Origin of the sequence: Okeania sp. KiyG1 (assembly GCF_014132355.1) — a bacterium.
Taxonomy (GTDB): domain Bacteria; phylum Cyanobacteriota; class Cyanobacteriia; order Cyanobacteriales; family Microcoleaceae; genus Okeania.
The window spans coordinates 100,944-119,940 of the sequence record NZ_BLZO01000187.1; the positions used below are offsets into that span (position 1 = coordinate 100,944).

The window sequence follows — 18,997 nt, forward strand, 5'->3', positions numbered from 1 at the left end:
GTGGGATAGATACGATACTTAAATCTAGCTTTCATAATTTGACTCTTAAACTAACAATATGATAACATATTTCTTGAAATAAAATCAACTACTAAAAAGTCGCCCGCTTATGGGCGAGGCTTTAAACCCAATTTTCTGGTAATTTGCTTGGGTATAGTAGGGTAATTTATTTCTGGCTCTTCTGGTATATTATTTTTAAAAAATTTTGATTTATATGTGTGGCCTTGAATTGAAATAATTTTACTTACAATTTCTTTTGCTACAGGTTTATTTCGACACAATAATTGAAGTTGATAACCGTTTGACCAATCATGGTAAGAGTACATTTATTTGCCTTTTTTCCAAATATAACCACCATTATTCCAAAACAAAGATTTAATTTTAGTAGCTAAATTGTTCAAATCAGCTTTAGTAATTTTTGGCAAAGACGATTCTGGATCATCTGTTTTATCCATTAATCTAAAGCTTATTTCTCCAGCAACAGGAGAATAACCAGGCTCTACATCTGCCATATCTTCCAAGAAATGCAAAAATACTCTTGGCTGAGTCCGTCGCGCAATGCGGTCTGGTGGAATGTAAGGCATAGTATTATTAATAGCTTCAACTGCCCGCATTCTGTCTAGCAACTGTTGCCTTAGTTCTATATAAGTACCCGCTAAAATCTCTGAATCAGATTCAACAGTCCGGTCTTTCCAGAACCGAATCACCATATATCCCCTTTCCCTAGCTTGCTCTTTAGTAAGCAAGTTTAACTTTTTAGGTCTGTTAGCTACTTCTTTCCCCCAAGGTTTTAATTTACTCGCTGCTGGTTTTTTAGCAGAAGGCAGATTTTTTTGGAATTCATATTCAAAGTCTTCAAACCATTTCTCAAAATCTATTGTGAATCCCAGGCGATCGCCTAACATATCATGGCCAGCTTTTAAAAGGCTTGACTGCTGAATAATGGATGATTCCGGGCCAATCAGATAATACCTTTGTATTTGGTCCAAATCCTTGTTTGGTGTAAATTGATACGCATCAATATTGGCCTGCTCAAATATTTCTCCACTACCAACACTCCCACTAATTACTGTTGCTTTGTGAATATTGGAAATTTCCTCTAATATCTGCTTTTCCCAGTTATTTTGTGCTGCCATATTTTTTATGAAGTGACAATTTGAATTGAGTCACCGAAACCTTGCCACAGGCCAGAGCGAACACCTTTACTAAAGTTGAGGATTCTTTCGTCCTTAATAATAGTTTTTTCCAGCTTATTTACCCCATCTTCCAAACTCCACGGTTCATTGTCCTCATCTCCCCATTTAGCGATCGCCTTATCAAGACCAGGTATTAACTTCTTAACTCCGTCGGGAAAACGTTTCCACAGCTTTTTTATTGCCCTTCTACCATGCAAAAATGCGTATTTTATCGCGATTTGCAAACCCGTTTGAATACCTTGATAGGCAAAGTTTGAAACGTTTTGAAGCAGCTCTTGTCTTAACTCTGGTTTAAGCTGCCAAACCAAAGCCATTGTTCTTAAATTTATTTGAACTTTAGGCGGTGAGTTTAATCCACCTACTGCTATAGTTGCAATTTGTCGTCCTATAAATTCTCCTGCGGGACCGTAAAGATTATTAACAGCGGTTTTAATATCTTCTAGTATCCGTTTGTCTGAGATTTGAATATCAAATTCATACAAATTTTCAGCAGTAGTTAAAATTCCAGTAGCTAATCCTCCCAGACCACCTCCCACTACTAATGAACCGCCAACACCAAGGGAACTTACCGCTGCACCTACACCACCTGTCACCCATCCTACAGTTGCACCACCAACAAGCAGAAGTGTCCCAGCAGCTAAACCAGTCGCCACGGTTCCTGCTGCTGCTGCTAAAGGATCGTCTTTTGCCCATTGGCTGAAAATTTTACCAAACGTACCTTTTTGAATACTTTCTACTAAAGCTTTACCACCTTCTACAACTTTATTCAAAAAGTTCCCTGCCGACACTACAGGTTTTTTTGCTAATTCAGCCAGCGGACTACCAATTTGTTTAAGCCAAGTCAGGTCTACAGGTTCTTCACTTGTAATAGCTGAGGATAAAGTTGCTGCTGCTATAAATACCATTATTTCTTGCTTTTACTATTTTTTTGACCACCTCCAAATCCTTTAGAGCCAGGAGTAGCAATGTCTACTTTTTTCTTTGTACTAACTTTTTTCAACTCTGGCTGTTGGTCTTTATCCGTTTTGGTTTGCTGTTTCACATTTGTCATGCCAGAAAAATCATTCTCTAATTGTTGTCTATAGGTTTTTAAATCCTTACTTCCGTCTGTTCCTCCAGCATATTGCATATCTCTAATCATTAATGCTCGCTCTCCATATTGCATGGCAATTAATCCTTGTAATCTTACTTCCAATAAGTCAGATATTGCCTGGACTTTTTCCTCTGGAGTTCTGGGATTGGATGTTTGAGAAGCGTTATTAAAATTTGGATTACCGTAAGGTCTAGTTTTATATTGTTTGATTACCATACTTTAATTTTCCAACCATTTTAAAATATTATCTTTGATAAGATTAAAACCCTGCTTTGACAAATTACCAAATTTATCAATATAGTTTCTTTTGTTGTAATTATTTAATGGCGATAAATCTACTATTCTGTCAAATTCAGTCAACATTTGTATTGCTTTATTCGGCAAATTTAATTGTTTATCGTAATAATGCGCTCTTACTGGAAGTAATACTATCTTAGGGTTTTGTTGATAATAATAGTCAATCATTTGCATCCAGTTTTCAAAAAGAAAATCTATATCGCTTACTGACAAATTCTTCCACCATTCATCATTGTAAAACCCTTTGCTATCAGGTTTATGACGATAAGAGGTTGTGCGTAAATCAATATCTTTTCTTTGTAAATTTTTGATAAATTCAATTTCTTTACAACCAGCTAAGGGATAGGTGCAATGAAAAAATATTACATCAAAAGTTTCGTATCTACGAAACGCCTGCTTGATAGAACTGTCATTAATGGGCAATCCATCAACTTTATGTTTAATACTGTCATTTAAGTAAATCGAATTTTGAGCAGAACTATCTCCGAAAAACATAAAAGTTTTATTTTTCAATGATTTGCTCAATGTTACTAATGTCATTTTGATTTAGAGCCTCAATTAAAGTAGGTTCATCATCATTATACCCCTCATAACGAAAGGTTTGAGTTGAGGATTGAACAAACTTAGGTAAAAGAGTTTCCAGTTTTTCTTCAGTATTTAAAACTTTCTCTGTGACTTTTTCAACTTTTTTACCTTTTCTCTTTTTAGTAACTTTATTTTTATATAATGCTTGAATATTAAAAGGCATTGTTATTTTGAATGACTTGTCCTTCAATGGCATTCCTAAAAATACCATAATATCTCGGATACTTTTGGTAGCTTCTGTTGTTATCCTGGTAATCTGAGACAAGGCTATACCAAATGCTCCTAATATTCTCAGGATAGCTTCGTTATTAGTATCGTTTTTATAGCTATTTTCCAATATTTGTTTAATGGCTGCATGAGCATTTACAGTTTTTGTGTTCAAAGCTTGTTTTCCGGCTTTAAGTAAATTAGCATCGCTAATTTCGGCTTTGACTGGATGTATACCTAAGTGATCGCCCATTCTTACTAAAAATTCGAAGATTTTTAAGTAATTTGTAGCTAAATAATAGCCCTTTCCTTCCATAGAAATTAATCTATTAGGAGCTGAAAAACCTTCATCAATCAACTCGTCAGGTGCCAATACATCATAAATTTCCTCAATCATTTTACAGCATCTTTTATCCATATCTTCATCCTCTGGATCATCTTTTTTCTCCCCACCATTATAGTTAATTCCTTTTCTCGTGGGAAAGCCTTTTTCAGTTATGCGATAATCTTGCAAATCCATCTTAGGATAAGTATATTTGTAATTATAAGCATCAGGTCTGCCTTCTACTGGATAAGTGAAATAGAAATCCTCTAGCTCTTCTTGTACTTTATTGCTTCTTCTCATCCACCTTTGTATTTGCCATTTTTCGCCTTTCAAGAATATGTCATTAATACGGAGTGCAGAATCAACAAAATTGAATCTATAACGCCAACGTAGAACGTCATTAATATTAAGAACTGGAATAGTGCGAGTATCAGATGATGTCCTTATTCGTGGATATCCTGGTCTTACCAACATCCTTGGGTAGCCAGAAACTGGCTGATAATACCTTTCTTCCAAGTTATACAAGTTGAAACTTACTGTAGCAGATTCTTTATAACGTTCAACGCTTGTTATTTGACCTGAATAACTAGAATACTGATCGATCATGCTTCCGGTAAACAGTCCTTGAAAATTACAAGTTCCGCTTCTTCTGTTAACATCCATAGTCAGCAACCAATATCCGTAATCCCATAGCTCACCTGGTAAGTTAGCTTCTACTTCTCCTTTTCTTTCCGACGGTCTTTCTCCTTCCGGTGGTAATTTCTTCTGCTCTTTCTCCTGTTCCTTTTCCTCGTCACAATCAGGAATTTTTCTAACTTCCGTGTGAGTTACTTGTCCAGCAATCTTGTAAGTCAATACTACGGTACACTCATCGCGCGCGCTTTCAATCTCATACAAACCAAAAGCATAACTAACTTTGGAGTTGTTTAATTCCCCTAAATCTAACTCTACTGCAGCAATCCCAATTCCTAGAGAAATTTTTATGCCATCAGCACCGAAAATCACAGACGCTCCAATCCCCGCCTTTTCCCACCCAAGAGTAACCTCCCCTCCTTGGGCATCAACTTCAAAATTTTCAGACAGCCCTTTTCCTTGTCGCTTTTTCCCTTTTCTCCCCGCCCTACCTTTTGCCATACTATCAATTCAAATCAATAAAATTCTTGAAAAGTGACTCGACCAGCACTTTTATCTCTAATGCAATATAACCTTTGAGGTAAGTAATATTTAGTCGCAGTTTTAATCCAATGATGATTGCCTCCACCACTCCAAAACGCTTTTTCAAAATCTACACTCAAACTTTCCCTGGGTTCAAGGAACGGCGCATTGACCGAGGCTGCACTTCCGGTGTTTGAAAACCTAAAGTATACCCTGCTGTTTGCTTCATTGCACAAATACAACATTTTTCGTGTTGGGCGACTTCCTAGTACAAGAGTGGGAGTGTTTTCAACTATTATGCTTCCTGCGTTTTCTGACAAACTTTCTGTCGGCTCAGTTTCAAAGTAGGTGATAGTTCCTGAATAGCCGCCATTAATTTCGGCGATATCAAAATCTCCCAAAACTCCATCTATACTTACTCCTACCTGATATCGAATATCGCTATACAATATTTCTGCATTTCTGAGTAAGTAGGGGTCAAAAAGATTGAGATACCCATATTGACCCAAGTTATAAAGAAATTCTCCCGCTTTTGGCATTCCCCAATCTTCACTTCCCCACTTGGTATGAATCATCAGTTCAACGGCGTGCTTTGATTTAACGTTGAATTTTCGCTTGAAATCGAAATACTTGGTTTGCTTCTGTAAATTTGTTTCGCGTAACTCGTTTACTTTGGGTAAATTTTCTGAATTAATCTTACTAAGGCTTGTAATATAATAGTCGCATTGTAAATATTCTAGTTGACCTTTGAATACATAGTCAATACTGTTCTGTGGTTGGTGAAATTGAGCGATTGCTGCCCAATTTATCAATGTCATGATTTCACCAGGCACAGTATCTTTATTCAATCTCAGTGGTCGAATATGACCACAGATTTCCCGTTTAACTCCTTCTCTCATCTTGCAATCAAAAACCCCCAAGCGTAAAAGTGCCACCTTGCTCGGGTGTCTCAGTGTTAGGTTGATAATCGGTGATAATACAGGTATCGCCAAAACCACTAAAAGTGTTAGTCGCAGTAAATCGACCGACTAAAAGATTGTAGTAAGGTTTTACCTCCAGAGTGCCTCCAGATACGCTGTCAGTCTTTCCACCATAGGTGAAACACTCCCCTAAATCACCTTTTCCGCTCAATAAAGTAGGAACATCTATGTTCAAAAAATTATGAATTCCCACATGAAATAGCATCCTTAACAATTCATCAAACTTGATAAACTGCATTTCTATCTTGTTACCAATAAAGCTAGTACTGCTAGTGCTGACGTTAAAAGAAATTTTTTTTCCTGGGGTGAACCCATTGATTACAAATATTTTATATCCAGGTATAAAATCGTCATGCGGTATGTGTTCGCAGACAAGACCGGAGCAGTTTACCCTGATGAATTGCAGCCTCAACTAAACCCAACAGTTAATACCTTTTACTATCGGCAGCTTTCAAGGTTAGACAACTTGTTCCAAATCACAGGTAGTTATGTGGCAAGGAACATTCAGCAAATTCCTGTCGCGACATTGAATGACTATAATACTGCCAACGGCACAACTTTCACCCAAGAAACAATGGAAAAGCTGATTTTACCAATCACCAATGGAAACAGTACGGATGTTCCACTAACTTTAGCAGCAGAACATGAGTGGAGGAACCTTGACAATGGGAGTGTAATTGAATGGCTGGAGCCATTTGCTGCAGCATGGAGAGCGACTTCAAAATATATTGACTTTAAATATCAAAAAGGTCAATACGCAACACTTTTTGGAAATACTTTGGAGTGGGATATTAAAGTAAGTTTCCAAGGTCTAGTACATCTAACAAATGAGGAAGTTGCTGCCCTCGCTGGCGGTTAAACAGTTTAAAAGGGTGTCTAGTGACTTGTCTAGTAGTGACTAGACACCAAGTTAACAAGTACTTATAATCCAATAATAATCAGTGTTTGACTTTTAGAAAAAGGAAAAGTCAAGCTTCACAAACTGCCAAGGTTAATAGCCAAGACTGCTTGGTGTCTTGGTAGTTCTTAGTTGAAACAGGAAATATTAATCATGAAACTTTCAGTTCCTTACTATTCCCAGATAGATAACAGAGTTGATTGGTGGAGGACTTGCAATGCTTCTTCAATAGCTATGTGCTTGAAGTTCCTCAAACCTGAAGCCATCTCCGGTGATGATGATTATATCGATCGCCTGGCTGGTTATGGAGACACCACAGACCATTTTGCTCACACTCGCTTGCTTGCAGATTTAGGAGTAAACAGCGAATGGAAAACCGACTTAAGTTATGCAGATTTGGACGCTCAACTAGATAGAGGTAAGCCTGTTCCCATAGGTGTGTTACACAAGGGGACTTTGAATTATCCTACTGGAGGCCATATTTGCGTAGTAGTAGGCAAAGAAGCTGGTGGTTATATTTGTCATGACCCTTGGGGGCATGGTTTTAGCTACAACGACCACAATGGTAAGGATTGCTATTATCCTTATCAGAGTCTTGACGCTAGGTGGTTGGTTGAGGGAGCAAATACAGGATGGGGAAGGATGTTTTAGTAGGAATATTTAAGAGTAGCTTTTAATTAGTAAAAAGTAGCCTTGTTCTTGAGGCACTTGTGCTAATTATAAAGTTTCCAGCACTTTAACTACTTCTGCCGGGGAGACATCTATATATTCCTGCAATGTTTGAATTGATTTGTGTCCGGTTATTTGTTGGATGGTTGCTAGGGGATGACCTTCCCTAGACAATCTGGTAATCAATGTCCGTCGCGGACTGTGTAATGAAAAGCCACGACGGCTCAACCCAGCAACTACCAAAGCTGACCTAAATGCCTCATCGTAACTTTGCCTTTTTAAGTGGTGTACGCCATTCGCTTTATTAGGGAATAGCCAACCTGATAATGGTGGATAATAATTGTGCAGCTCGGCAGCCAGTGCCCTACTTATTGGTATTTGTCTAGTTGCTCGTGTACCATCTGGAGTGGCTTTCCTGGTTGATGCTCGGTAAGTTATTTCACGATGGGGAAATGATTGGATGGCATCTAGATAAACATCACTGACTTTTAACTGCAATACTGCACCGATTCTTTCTCCGGTATATCTAAGTATTTGCCAGATTAATTTGTGATGTTTGGATTTGAAAGCTGAGTAGATTTTTTCAAATTCTTGATTGGTTAAAATTTCAGCTTTTCCGTGTCCTTTATTTTTCACCTGCTCGTCCTGCTGATTTTGTTAATTATAACTTTTTTAGCAGGTATGGGTGCAGCAGGTCTCACTAGCAAAATTTATAAGGAAGCCTAATGGCGCTAGTTCTAGCAGTTTGGAAGTACCTTGCTGTTTTATGTAAAACAGCAGGATAAAGATATTTGACAGTAGAAAAGTCCTCGGCTTCGAGGACTAAAAATTCCTTAAGATGTTTGTAAGTACCTGTTTTTATATTAACAGATATTTGTAGAATTTGATTCCTAGTTGATTTTTTTAGTTCATCTATCCAGGGGATAAACCAAAATATTAAAGCAAGGTTAATAGTGAATTCGTAGAGGATATTTTTCAGATCGGATTTGAATGTGTAGACAACACAAAAGTCTAAGTCCTTTTCAGCTCTTTCCCTGACTTTTACCATACCTTGGTATTTATCCTCAACCCACAATTGCTGAAAGTCTGATTGCTCCTTCCCTTCTAGTAAATTATTGGTTAAGCTGGATAATATAAAAGCAGCTATCTGCAGTTGACTTCACATGACTGCCTCATTAATTCCCAAGTAAATTAATAGTCTGCGGTCTTTACCATCAAAATTAGCTAAAGCATATTCGAGCATCTCACCTGCTATTTTTGAACCATAGAATAAGTGGTTGTGGGTGGTGAAGTTGCCAATATTTTCCTTAGATATCCAGTGACTTTTATCTGCTAATGCTGCCTTGATGCAGTTGCCATAAAGACTTTGGCATTCCATCCTAGCTGTATCCTGGAACATTCCATCAAAGGTAAAGTGTTCCAGCCTGTCAACAAACCACTTTATTAAACTATCGTTCAAGGTATCGCCCAAGCCTTCTAGGGTTGCTGGCTTTTCAAATATTGCAGAAGATTTGATTAGTTTTACGAGGTTAGGTTTTAATAGGTTAATTCGTTGAAGTCTGGCTACATCGTCAAGTATATATCTTTGAGATTTATAATATTGATTCTTTTCAAAACATTTACTTGCTTCAGGGATGGAAATTTTCTCAGAATGATCCCAAACAAAAATCTTTGACTCTTCATCTCCTTCAAATCGGGGTAAACCAGGGTAGCTGACCAGTTTAACTTCCTTCCTAGAGTGTGGACATACACAAATTAATTCTTGATAACTATTGGGGTCTACTTCCTCAGCATCTATTAATTGACCACATAATAATAATGATTCAGCGTATTTCATTGACCCTACTCCCTAATAAATATTCTTTGATTTGACTAATTGGATAATTCTCTTTAATGAGATGTTTAATTTCTGGTAATGTTCTTGCTGAAACTTCTGTTTTATCCACCATCCATTTGCAGATATGATGGCAATAATAGTAAGTTATTGTTCCGTCCTTGTGGGGGCGATTGTCTATCCACCCACTGGCAGGAATTGTGTTTTTTGCACCTCTAGGTCTACCAGGCTTTTTCTTTAGTTTAGCCGTGGGAGGAAATATTAGTTTTTCATGGGGTTGCGTTGTTTGCAATATTTCCTCCCGTGGTGGTGCAATATTTCCTCCCGCGATTTCAGGGCGGTTTTTAGTAATAAATTCTTGCTCTAATTTTAGGAGGGTGTTTCTATCAGGTTTAGTGATGGGGATAATGTTTTGTAGGAGGTCTCTTAGCTTATGCTCCATGATTCTTTCTCTTTCTAAAAAGCGGTATAGTTGGTCGTCTGGTTCTTCTACTGTACCGATTTTTCTGCAAGATTTTTTGAGTTTTTCTTTGTGCAGTTTTAGGTGAGTTTTTACTTTTAATACCCTACTTGCTGATAGAGATATTTGCTCCGGGATGAGTAAAGTATCACATCTTTTACTGTTAGGTTGGTCTACCCATACCATCATTCCTTCCCCCTTGGTTCTCCAGTAGGGGAAGGGTGGGGGAACTAACTCTAGCTCATTGATGCTGATAAGTTGTTCGGGGGGGCCGGGAAAGTAGGCAACCTGTAGGTGTTGGTGGTAGTGGTTGAGTTGGAATATTTTCCCACTAAATTCCCCGGTGGTTATTTTGGCAAATTGTTGATGCAGGATTTTCATTGCATAAAAATTACCGACCGCATTGCTGCGATCGGCACCCTGGTTTTACTCTTCTTCTTCGTTGGAGGTTTCAACAAGGTCGTTTTTCATAAGCCTTAAAAGCTCAATTTCATCGTCGCACTTATCTAAGCTTGCTGGCTTGTTCCAAGAAGTCAGCCTTAGTCTTTAGCCTTCTGTTTACCGCGTCTTCCCAAGACGCTCGCTGTGAGCGTCCATATAGTTTAAACCTCCGCATAACTGTTCCACGGACGACAGGCCTAAGGATTCCCCCAAGCCAATCTATAGATTCCAGCTCGTCCCATGCTCGCGTCCACTTCTCTACTAGCTCGCTGCGACTGATGTCGAGGGCAGGCCGCTATTTCGTCCATCCTTTGCAAAGTTTCTGGCGTTAGCGATACCTGTAGCTCGCTTCTTGTTGCTGTTGTAAATTGGTTTCCTGGCCATTCGTTTTTTCCATGTGTACTTCTTACATAAGATAGCTCAATATTGTGTAATAAATATTGTACCATATACTTGCTTGTTTCATTAATCTTATATACAGATAGTCTCATAAGTAAAAGACATAGCTTATACAGCACAGATATATCAAGGAGGTGGTGCCCAACCGGAACGTAAAAATGGTTATTTCCTGCTTATAAACTGACATAGCCGTCTATTTCTCAATAATTAATTAATGGTTATTTGACGGGGTGGGGCTTCTATCTCCTAGCCTCCCCCTTACTCCCCCACCTGACTTTTTCTTACTTTTTTAAAATGTCTAGACTTTTTGACCAATTTGGATTTGCCAATTGTTTCAGCCCAAAGGATCTACCTGCTTGGGGAGAATTCATTTGGTACTCTTACGAGGATCTATATTTGTGTAACAATTCTGTAGACCTGGAAGACCGCATAGACCGTATAGAAGAAATATGGACAAAAGCTAGCTATTCTTATGTAGAAGAAGGCATGGCTTACAACATCATTAAAGTTTATAAACTATACGAAAAACTAGGCTTTAAAGATTTCAAAGAATATTGCCTGAAACGAGTCAAGAAAACAGTTTGGCGAGTTGAACACATCATCAAAGCAGCTCAGACGACTTGGAACTTGTTGTTGAATGGGTTTGAAGAACTCCCCAGCAACGTATCTCAAGCCTACGCTTTATACGAGCCTACAAAGAAGAAAGACAATGACTATGACATTGAAACTGCTTGGCAAGACATACTTCACCGCTGCGAAGAAGAGAACACTGCCATTACTGCGGGATTAATAGAAAAAACTGTTAGCCCTGAGAAAAAGAAAAGAGGTTCAAGGGTCAAATTACCTGAAGATGTGATGGCCAAATTAAGAGAAGAGGCCGAAGCAAAAGGCCAAGACCCTGATGATTTGGCAGCAGACATCATCAAAGAATATTTTGCCGTAGAACATGACTCTGGCCCGGATACCGAAACAGCAGCCGAGCCAGAGCCAATAAACAATTTAAAAGTTCCTGTGTCAAAAACACCAGAGACCAAAACTTGGGAAGAAGACCTCGAAGCTTTAGTCCAGGAAAGATATGCTAATGAAAACAATTATGGCACAACCACAGACAGTTCCGCAGTACCGGAAGTTTTTCATCCAGAAGGGGATATCTCCCCTGGAGATAAAGGCCAAGTACGGAGACCTCCGACTTAAGGCCACTTGGGAACAGGCTCACCTTGAATATACCTATGAGAGATTGCCCATAATTCAGGCGATCGCACAAGTGGAAAGGCCACAACCACAACCAATACCACAGCCACAACCACAACCAATACCACGAGCGACGGTCAATGTTGCTTCAGTCTTGGCCAAACTAGAAGAAAGTTCCAGCACTTTAGACTTATTTAGTGATGGAAACATTCCTCCAGTGGAGCAAAATGCGGGAAAAGTACTGCATGAAGAATTGGTGATTGACTGGGGAGTAGGGATTGGAAGGTATTGCAAATTTAAACCTATCTACTGCCAAGTATATAAACTGCCAGCCACTCCTAGTACTCCAGAACGAAAGGTGTTGGTAGTTAGTCCTGTACCAATAGTGAGCAATGTAGCTTTTGGGGAATATTGCGATCGCAAAAAATCTGTGGGCATTACTCAAAAGCGTCGCCTCTTGGGTAATTCTTGCTAAGTTACCGAAAGTTATCAATCAATTATTATCAAAGGTTTATCATGCAAAATCCAATAATTTTGCCTCAGTTTGTGTTGAGTAAATTAGCCAAAGCGCCAATTATTACTGTGCAAATTTCTGCTTTAGACCTGTTTGTTATTTGCCAAGCTTTGTTAGTTTGGTCAAATATTTATCCAGGTAAAAAAATGGCTGAGAAGTTAGTAGGAAAGTTCAAAAGCCTCCTTTTTTTTCTACTGCCAAATTGTCGAAATGAAATTACGTTGTTGTTAACTTACGGAGCATCTAAAGCTTATGACAATATTAAAACAAACTCTTAGACTTGAACATAAATTAGACGATGGGGATGTTCTTTCTTCAGAAATTGAATTTGATTTTGACGGTTACGATAATTACGATGAAACATTAAATGAAGCTCGGCAATTCTTGGTAGATATTATCTCTAACGGACGACCTGGTATTATTGATAAGTGCCGACATGCAATGGGAATGAGATATTCTCAAGCAGAGTTTAATAAGGACTGGCTGCATTATCAACAACTGTGTTTAAATATAGACAAAAACAAGCTTAAGATAGCTACTAAAAGAAAAAATTTAAAGTTTTTACTTGACGCAGACAATAGACTAACAGCTTTAGAACAAATGATGAAAACTGCTGGTTTTTATCAAGAGTTTTGCGACTTGTTAGAAGCTTCTACCAAGGTCCAAGGGGGTGAAGATTTAAAAGAGGAAAAAGAACAGTTATCTCATTTAAAATTGCCAATGGTTTGTCCCTCAGAAGGGGAAGCGGAAGATGAAAGCGACCAAAGAAAAGCAGATACTGATTAGTTATTTCTGATTTATTAATTGGTCTATTTACTTAATTTATTTGTCTAGTACTATATCTACTAGATACTAGACAGCTTACTAGACATCTTTAACTGACGCAAGAATTTAAAAGGATAACTGATGGATGAATTAGACATTCATAATCGTTATGTCTTAAGAATTAACGATTATAGACTTTCTATTGAACTTAACTTTTGGCTGCCAGAAGTAAATGATTTTGTTGAAGGTAGAATTTGGGAGCTTGAAGATATTTTGAATTTTTCAATTAGGCTTGATAAGAGTATTAAGGTTGAATGATAAAAAACAATTGTTAAACTAGAAAAAAAATTATGGCGATGGTTAAATTTTTAGGGCTTGCAATTGAAAAAATAGGTGATATTTCTTTTTGAAAGTATCTTTTGAAGTGTATCAAGAAATAAAATTTGCTTATATAAATTTTAGGAACGTGGTCAGTATTAATAATTCAGCGTTGGCTTATGACAATAGTATTCGTGTGCAATTTGATAGAAGGATAGAAAGTTTAAGAATTCACGCAATTGACGCAAACAAACGTGATTTTTCATATGTAGGAAATAAAACTTTTAAGTTTACCAGTAGTGAAAAATTAATAGATAAATCTGTATTGATTTACTTAACTAAAGAATCAGACAAAACCGCCTGATGACTAACTAATTGTTAGGGCACTTTACCAGGACCGGGTAAAGATGTCGTGGCGCAATTCCACAGAAATTTCCACGCCTGGAAGTTGCGGTGAGGGGTAGCTCCCTAATCCGTCGGCTGTGGGTTAAACCGCAGTTGATTAAGTCATTGGCAAGGCACAAACTTTAAGGGAGAAGTGAACTTTAAAAGTTTTTTTATCTTCATGGGTTTACCTTGCTTTTGACTTAAACTGGTAGAGGCTTTAAGAGTGAATTGAATTAATCATTTTCGGGTGATTCCTGAGCTATTGATGCCAGTTTGAAACAGCTATTGAAACCCAAAAGATGAACCTTGAAAATTTAATATGAGAATAATTGGTGGGGATGTTTGTAAAAGTTCTCTGGTTTGTTGGGAGTTGGTAAAACAACCAGGAAAACTTAAGCAGATATTTAGCAATGAAAAGCGTAAATTTTCAAAATCTAAACCAGACCCCTTGACTTTTCATGCCAATAAATCAAGTTTAGCAGATTTTGAAGCTTATTTACTTGGCGATCGCAAATTGGCTAAGGCAAAAGTTAAAGCTGATTGCTTAGTATTGGAACCAACTGGAATTCACTATGCCAAAGTTTGGGCAATTGTTGCTGAATATATTGGTGTTGAGGTTAGGTGGGTTGGTCATCAAGAGTCGGTTTTTACCCGGCGGTCTGAACGTTTACCCAATAAAAACGACCAGGCTGATGCATTAGCTTTAGCTGCTTATGCCTGGAAACATTGGGAACAGTCAGAATATTTTTTAGATTTCCAGCCTAACCCTATTGCTGAGATTAGAAATTTGTATTATCAAATGAATTCTTTGATTAGAGTTCAGTCGCCGCTGATTAACAGAATTAGGCAGCAATTGGCTGAGGAGTTTCCTGAAGCTGCAATTGCCAGCTTAGAAACTTCTCTCATAGATGGCTTACAACCATTACTTGCTTGGATAGCTGGTTATCCTAGAAAAACACTCAAAACAAATAGCGCTTGGAAAAACAGGTATAACAAAAGCTGTTTACTAAAATATGATGTAACAATCTCGCAATTTACAAAGGATTTTAGTTGGTTACTTTGCCGGGTGCATGAGTTAGAGTTTAATTACCGTTCAAGGTTAGTTTAGTAAGTTTACAATGAACTTGTCAAAAACTATAACTTAGTCTTTGACCAATTTAATTTCAACTACAAGCTCCGAGCTATTATCTTGATTCAAATTTATCCTCTTACTAGATTTTCCAGTCGGGCTGCTTTTAAAAGACGACTAGGAATGGGGAAAGACCAGTACCAATCTGGAGATGTTCAATATTTTAGAAATTCTGGCAGTTCTGAGGCTAGAAGTCAATTGTTGTTGTGGTGTCGGCAGTGCATTGTTTATTCTCCACGTCGTCCAACCTCTTTAGTTGGCAAAGAGTTGGGTGCTAAATATAATGAGTTACTGGCTAAATATTCTAGTGATGGAAACTTGGGGAAGATTCAGGCTATTGCTAAATACTTTGATAAGCAGATTGAGGCGATCGCTAAAATCGAAAGTTCAATGGCTGAAACTCCTAACAGTCCGGCACTTTTGCAAATTAAGGCTGTTAAGTTAGCCACAATTCAAAGCAAGGATGCTTTGATTTTGGCTGCTCAGTCTGGAGTTAATGTAGATTTACCAAGTGATGGAACATCTCAAAAAGCTAAAGGATTTAAGACTTTAATTGCCTTTAAAGTTATTTCTTTGGCCCTTAGAAGATTGTGGCCAATGCTTCAAAAGGCCAATTGTACTTAAAAGGCGATCGCTACAATTGTCCCTGATAGTTTAGGAGATAAGTAAAACTTTTTCTCCTTTTTTCTTCAGAGTGAAGCTAATAATTCTCAGACAGAAGAGCAAAGAGTTGGAGAGCGTATTTTTCAATATTTATTTGGTTAATTAAGTTGTCAATTTTTATAGTTTGAGTTATTATTAAATTGGAGTACAAATTTAATCTCAAACTTTAGTTTAAACCGTACAAATATTATAGTGTCAGTTCGATTCTGACCTTCATTCCATAAACGAAGTAGCCCAAGTAAACATCTGCGACAATTCACTTGAGAGCCTTACGAAAAGGTAATCTAATCTTTAATGTCCGGAGAGATACAACTAGGTAGAGGCGATACTTTGTACATTTTCAATATGAAGCTATTACTCCAAGCTGAATATTCATCACTGTCGCGAGAACGAATTTCGAGGAAAAATATCATTGAAATGCTGGCTCGCATCCGGCTCCTGGCTTCAATATTGTACGCAAGTTTATATGCCGGGATAGTTTAACTGGAAAAACCCAATGATGAAAAATTAAAACCGAGAATTAAAAGCGATCGCGTGTACAATTGAGTGATAACATGAGGCCCTAAGTAAGGACAGAACTTAGGGCTTCACTTTTATGGCAGAAGGAAGAAGGAAGAAGGAAGAAGGAAGAAGGAAGAAGGAAGAAGGAAAAACGGTAGTGCGTCAAGGAAGTGTGGGGAGGGTGGGAAGTGTGGGAAGTGTGGGAAGACGCTCGAAAGTAGGAGGATAAAAAAAGAAGATTCCGTATTTTCGTAGCCTCCTTATTGCAAAAGGTACTGATAACTGATAACTGATAACTGATAACTGAAATGACTCCTGACTGCTCCATAATAAATAATAATCAGAATTAAGATCGTAAAAATGAAAATGTGGGAACTATTAAAAACAATTTTTTCTCCAACTCAATATATGCCTCACGGTAGTTGTTATTTATGGCAAACTTCATTAGTATGGCTCCATCTTTTGAGCGATCTACTAATAGCGATCGCCTATTTTTCTATACCAACAATGTTGCTGTATTTTCTCTATAAACGTAAAAATGAAGTTCCATTTTTAGGGGTATTTATTTTATTTGGAGCATTCATTATTTTATGTGGGTTTGGTCATTTATTAGAAGTCTGGACCTTGTGGCATCCTGCTTACTGGTTTTCAGGTGTGGAACAAGCATTAACTGCTTTAGTTTCTTGTTGTACAGCTTTACAAATGGCGACACTTTTGCCTAAATTTCTGGCTTTAAAAACGCCGGAACAACTAGAAGCAGTTAATCGAGAATTACAACATCAAATAGTAGAACGTCAACAGGCGGAACAGATATTACAAAATATTGTTGTTGCGACTTCTTCTGTTACAGGGGAAGAATTTTTTCCAGCTTTAGTAGAAAATTTAGCAAAAGCTTTAGATGTTACTTATGTAATTGTTAGTGAAAGAATTAAGGACTCTTTTGAGTTAAAAACATTAGCTATTTGGGGAGAGGGAAAAATTCGAGATAATATTGAATATAATTTCCTAAATTTACCCTGTGGATCGGTTATTAATGAAGAAGAATTATTCTGTTATCCCCAAAAAATTCAGGAAATTTTTCCTGACAAAACTATTTTACAAAATATGAAAGCTGAATCTTATCTAGGAATGCCATTGTTAGATGAAAATCAGCAAGTAATTGGGGTGTTGTATGTGGTTAGTAATAAAATTTTAGCTGACCCAGAAAGTGCCATAGCAATGATGAAAGTTTTTGCTACTAGAGCAACTTCTGAACTACTACGCCAAAGAGCAGAAATAGCACGCCGTCAAGCTTATGATGAGTTAGAAATTCGGGTTCAAAAAGCTACAGAAGGGTTGCATTTGCGTACTGCTGAGTTAGTAGAAGCAAATACTGTTTTAGAAAAAGAAATCAAAGAAAAAGTTGCAGCAGGTTTGGCAATACAAGCTAGAGAAAATCGTCTCAAAAAACAACAAACTGGATTGTTAAAACTAGCTAAGAGCAAAAATTTATATGAAGGAAATTTGCAGGCTGCTTTACAAGAAATTACAGAATTAGCAAGTAATATTCTTAATGTAGAAAAGACAAGTGTGTGGTTCTACAATGAGGATAAATCAGAACTTAAATGTGCAGATTTATATGAAATATCGACTACACAACATAGTCAAGAAAATTCACTATTTACTGGGGAAATTTCTCTGTTATATCAAAATGTTAACGATCGAGATATAAATCTGGAAGATAATATTGATAACCACCTCAATACTCAAGAAAAATTAGTAGATTATTTTTCTCCTATCTCAGTTAGCAGCACTTTGAATATCCCAATTAATTTTAAGGGACAAATAACTGGTTTTATTTGTCTAGATAATAAAGGATATTATAGAAATTGGGAAGTAGAAGAACAGAATTTTGGCAGTTATTTAGCATATATGACTGCTCTGGCAATGGAATCTCGCGATCGCCTGCAGGCGGAGTTAAATCTACGTCAAAAAAATCAGGAGTTAGCTACTACTCTTGAGCAACTACAAACAGCTCAACAAGAATTAATTCAATCAGAAAAAATGGTAGCTCTCGGACAATTAGTGGCTGGAGTAGCTCATGAAATTAATACTCCTTTAGGAGCCATTAATTCCTCAATTAATAGTATTGCTAATTTCTGGGAAACTTATCTAGAAAAGTTACCTATTTTTTTCAAAGAACTTTCTCCTGAGCGACAGGAAGACTTTTTTGGTCTACTTAAAAAATCAAACTCTGGACGCATTTCTTTATCTACTAGAGAGCAGCGTCAAATTAAAAGAAATTTAGTTAGTCAACTCAAGACACATTTAGTAGAGCGGGGTACTACTATTGCTAACTATTTGCTAGGAATAGGAGTCTATGATAATTTAGAAGAATTTTTACCATTATTGAGAGACTCAAACAGTGAAGAAATTCTCAAAATTGCTTATCAATTTGCTAATGTTCAAACCAGTAGTAAAACTATTCGTACTGCCGCAGAAAGAGCTGCAAAAGTAGTATTTGCCCTCAAAACTTATGCTCGTTATGACTCTACAGGGGAGAAAATAAAAGCCAATATTCTAGAAGGTATTGAAACAGTTTTAACCCTATATCATAATAAAATTAAGCATGGTGTCGAAGTTATTAAAGAATTTGATAATTCTTTGCCTCTTATCCAATGTTATCCTGACGAGTTAAATCAAGTTTGGACAAATTTAATTCACAACGCTTTACAAGCAATGGAATATCACGGTAGTTTAACTATTCAAGCAACTCAGTCAGATGCAGATATTAAAGTAAGTATTACTGATAGTGGTCAGGGAATACAACCAGAGATTATGTCAAAAATATTTCAACCATTTTTTACAACTAAACCACGAGGAGAAGGTAGTGGTTTAGGATTAGATATTGTGAAAAAATAATTAAAAAGCATGATGGTAATATAGAAGTGAAATCTGTGCCTGGTCAAACTACTTTTACAGTATATTTACCGAGAAATAGAATGGAGATA

Annotated in this window: 24 protein-coding genes; 12 read left to right on the forward strand and 12 right to left on the reverse strand. The window is 37.2% G+C overall.

The features are described 5' to 3' along the window. Nucleotides 1–107: 107 nt before the first annotated feature. The 8 genes from SAGCYANO_RS41510 to SAGCYANO_RS41545 all read right to left on the reverse strand — a co-directional run bounded on the left by SAGCYANO_RS41510 (nt 108) and on the right by SAGCYANO_RS41545 (nt 6,076). Complete coding sequence (locus tag SAGCYANO_RS41510; RefSeq protein WP_202225350.1) at nt 108–326, reverse strand: hypothetical protein; 219 nt, start codon at nt 324–326, stop codon at nt 108–110. Beyond that, the gene (locus SAGCYANO_RS41515) at nt 327–1,136 is read right to left on the reverse strand and encodes a hypothetical protein (protein ID WP_202225351.1); all 810 of its coding nucleotides are present in this window, start codon (nt 1,134–1,136) and stop codon (nt 327–329) included. A gap of 5 nt (nt 1,137–1,141) precedes the next feature. Beyond that, nucleotides 1,142–2,101 carry a hypothetical protein gene (locus tag SAGCYANO_RS41520; RefSeq protein WP_202225352.1) on the reverse strand — a complete coding sequence of 320 codons (960 nt, stop codon included), beginning with the start codon at nt 2,099–2,101 and terminating at the stop codon, nt 1,142–1,144. Beyond that, nucleotides 2,101–2,505, reverse strand: coding sequence for a hypothetical protein (locus SAGCYANO_RS41525; RefSeq protein WP_202225353.1), 405 nt, complete (start codon nt 2,503–2,505; stop codon nt 2,101–2,103). Before SAGCYANO_RS41525 ends, SAGCYANO_RS41520 begins: the two co-directional genes overlap by 1 nt. A gap of 3 nt (nt 2,506–2,508) precedes the next feature. Beyond that, nucleotides 2,509–3,081, reverse strand: coding sequence for a hypothetical protein (locus SAGCYANO_RS41530; protein ID WP_237397202.1), 573 nt, complete (start codon nt 3,079–3,081; stop codon nt 2,509–2,511). A gap of 7 nt (nt 3,082–3,088) precedes the next feature. Continuing rightward, nucleotides 3,089–4,708: a hypothetical protein gene (locus tag SAGCYANO_RS41535; RefSeq protein WP_202225355.1), complete on the reverse strand. Its 1,620-nt coding sequence runs from the start codon at nt 4,706–4,708 to the stop codon at nt 3,089–3,091. A gap of 143 nt (nt 4,709–4,851) precedes the next feature. Further along, entirely contained in the window at nt 4,852–5,757 is a 906-nt protein-coding gene (locus SAGCYANO_RS41540; protein WP_237397203.1) for a hypothetical protein, read from the reverse strand. 7 nt (nt 5,758–5,764) lie between these two features. Continuing rightward, on the reverse strand, nt 5,765–6,076 hold the full coding sequence (locus SAGCYANO_RS41545) for a hypothetical protein (RefSeq protein ID WP_202225357.1): 312 nt from the start codon (nt 6,074–6,076) through the stop codon (nt 5,765–5,767). Between the two features lie 123 nt (nt 6,077–6,199). Here SAGCYANO_RS41545 and SAGCYANO_RS41550 point away from each other — a divergent pair, with 123 nt between their 5' ends. Next, nucleotides 6,200–6,697 carry a hypothetical protein gene (locus tag SAGCYANO_RS41550; protein WP_237397204.1) on the forward strand — a complete coding sequence of 166 codons (498 nt, stop codon included), beginning with the start codon at nt 6,200–6,202 and terminating at the stop codon, nt 6,695–6,697. Between the two features lie 192 nt (nt 6,698–6,889). Further along, nucleotides 6,890–7,387 carry a C39 family peptidase gene (locus SAGCYANO_RS41555; RefSeq protein WP_202225359.1) on the forward strand — a complete coding sequence of 166 codons (498 nt, stop codon included), beginning with the start codon at nt 6,890–6,892 and terminating at the stop codon, nt 7,385–7,387. 66 nt (nt 7,388–7,453) lie between these two features. Here SAGCYANO_RS41555 and SAGCYANO_RS41560 read toward each other — a convergent pair whose 3' ends face one another. The 4 genes from SAGCYANO_RS41560 to SAGCYANO_RS41575 form a co-directional block, all read right to left on the reverse strand. Further along, nucleotides 7,454–8,041, reverse strand: a complete 588-nt coding sequence (locus tag SAGCYANO_RS41560) for a tyrosine-type recombinase/integrase (RefSeq protein WP_202225360.1) — start codon at nt 8,039–8,041, stop codon at nt 7,454–7,456. Nucleotides 8,042–8,105: 64 nt separating this feature from the next. Continuing rightward, nucleotides 8,106–8,480, reverse strand: a complete 375-nt coding sequence (locus SAGCYANO_RS41565; RefSeq protein ID WP_237397205.1) for a hypothetical protein — start codon at nt 8,478–8,480, stop codon at nt 8,106–8,108. 84 nt (nt 8,481–8,564) lie between these two features. After that, on the reverse strand, nt 8,565–9,242 hold the full coding sequence (locus tag SAGCYANO_RS41570) for a hypothetical protein (RefSeq protein WP_202225362.1): 678 nt from the start codon (nt 9,240–9,242) through the stop codon (nt 8,565–8,567). After that, nucleotides 9,229–10,080 (reverse strand): hypothetical protein, encoded by an 852-nt coding sequence (locus SAGCYANO_RS41575; RefSeq protein ID WP_202225363.1) that lies wholly within the window; start codon nt 10,078–10,080, stop codon nt 9,229–9,231. Before SAGCYANO_RS41575 ends, SAGCYANO_RS41570 begins: the two co-directional genes overlap by 14 nt. Nucleotides 10,081–10,935: 855 nt before the next feature. Between SAGCYANO_RS41575 and SAGCYANO_RS41585 the strand changes: the two genes are divergently transcribed. The 10 genes from SAGCYANO_RS41585 to SAGCYANO_RS41625 all read left to right on the forward strand — a co-directional run bounded on the left by SAGCYANO_RS41585 (nt 10,936) and on the right by SAGCYANO_RS41625 (nt 18,908). Next, nucleotides 10,936–11,733, forward strand: a complete 798-nt coding sequence (locus SAGCYANO_RS41585; protein ID WP_237397206.1) for a hypothetical protein — start codon at nt 10,936–10,938, stop codon at nt 11,731–11,733. A 43-nt stretch (nt 11,734–11,776) separates the two neighbouring features. Next, entirely contained in the window at nt 11,777–12,205 is a 429-nt protein-coding gene (locus SAGCYANO_RS41590; RefSeq protein ID WP_202225366.1) for a hypothetical protein, read from the forward strand. A gap of 41 nt (nt 12,206–12,246) precedes the next feature. Further along, complete coding sequence (locus tag SAGCYANO_RS41595; protein ID WP_202225367.1) at nt 12,247–12,522, forward strand: hypothetical protein; 276 nt, start codon at nt 12,247–12,249, stop codon at nt 12,520–12,522. Next, complete coding sequence (locus tag SAGCYANO_RS41600) at nt 12,497–13,030, forward strand: hypothetical protein (protein WP_202225368.1); 534 nt, start codon at nt 12,497–12,499, stop codon at nt 13,028–13,030. Before SAGCYANO_RS41595 ends, SAGCYANO_RS41600 begins: the two co-directional genes overlap by 26 nt. Before the next feature lie 120 nt (nt 13,031–13,150). Next, a complete protein-coding gene (locus SAGCYANO_RS41605; RefSeq protein ID WP_202225369.1) occupies nt 13,151–13,327 on the forward strand; it encodes a hypothetical protein in 177 nt (58 codons plus the stop codon). 88 nt (nt 13,328–13,415) lie between these two features. After that, the gene (locus SAGCYANO_RS41610; RefSeq protein ID WP_202225370.1) at nt 13,416–13,691 is read left to right on the forward strand and encodes a hypothetical protein; all 276 of its coding nucleotides are present in this window, start codon (nt 13,416–13,418) and stop codon (nt 13,689–13,691) included. Nucleotides 13,692–14,033: 342 nt separating this feature from the next. Then, nucleotides 14,034–14,822 carry a transposase gene (locus tag SAGCYANO_RS41615; RefSeq protein ID WP_202225371.1) on the forward strand — a complete coding sequence of 263 codons (789 nt, stop codon included), beginning with the start codon at nt 14,034–14,036 and terminating at the stop codon, nt 14,820–14,822. A gap of 81 nt (nt 14,823–14,903) precedes the next feature. Next, nucleotides 14,904–15,467: a hypothetical protein gene (locus tag SAGCYANO_RS41620; RefSeq protein WP_202225372.1), complete on the forward strand. Its 564-nt coding sequence runs from the start codon at nt 14,904–14,906 to the stop codon at nt 15,465–15,467. 634 nt (nt 15,468–16,101) lie between these two features. Next, entirely contained in the window at nt 16,102–16,236 is a 135-nt protein-coding gene (locus SAGCYANO_RS48690; RefSeq protein WP_255502895.1) for a hypothetical protein, read from the forward strand. A gap of 137 nt (nt 16,237–16,373) precedes the next feature. Beyond that, nucleotides 16,374–18,908, forward strand: a complete 2,535-nt coding sequence (locus tag SAGCYANO_RS41625; RefSeq protein ID WP_237397207.1) for a GAF domain-containing protein — start codon at nt 16,374–16,376, stop codon at nt 18,906–18,908. Nucleotides 18,909–18,997 lie beyond the last annotated feature (89 nt).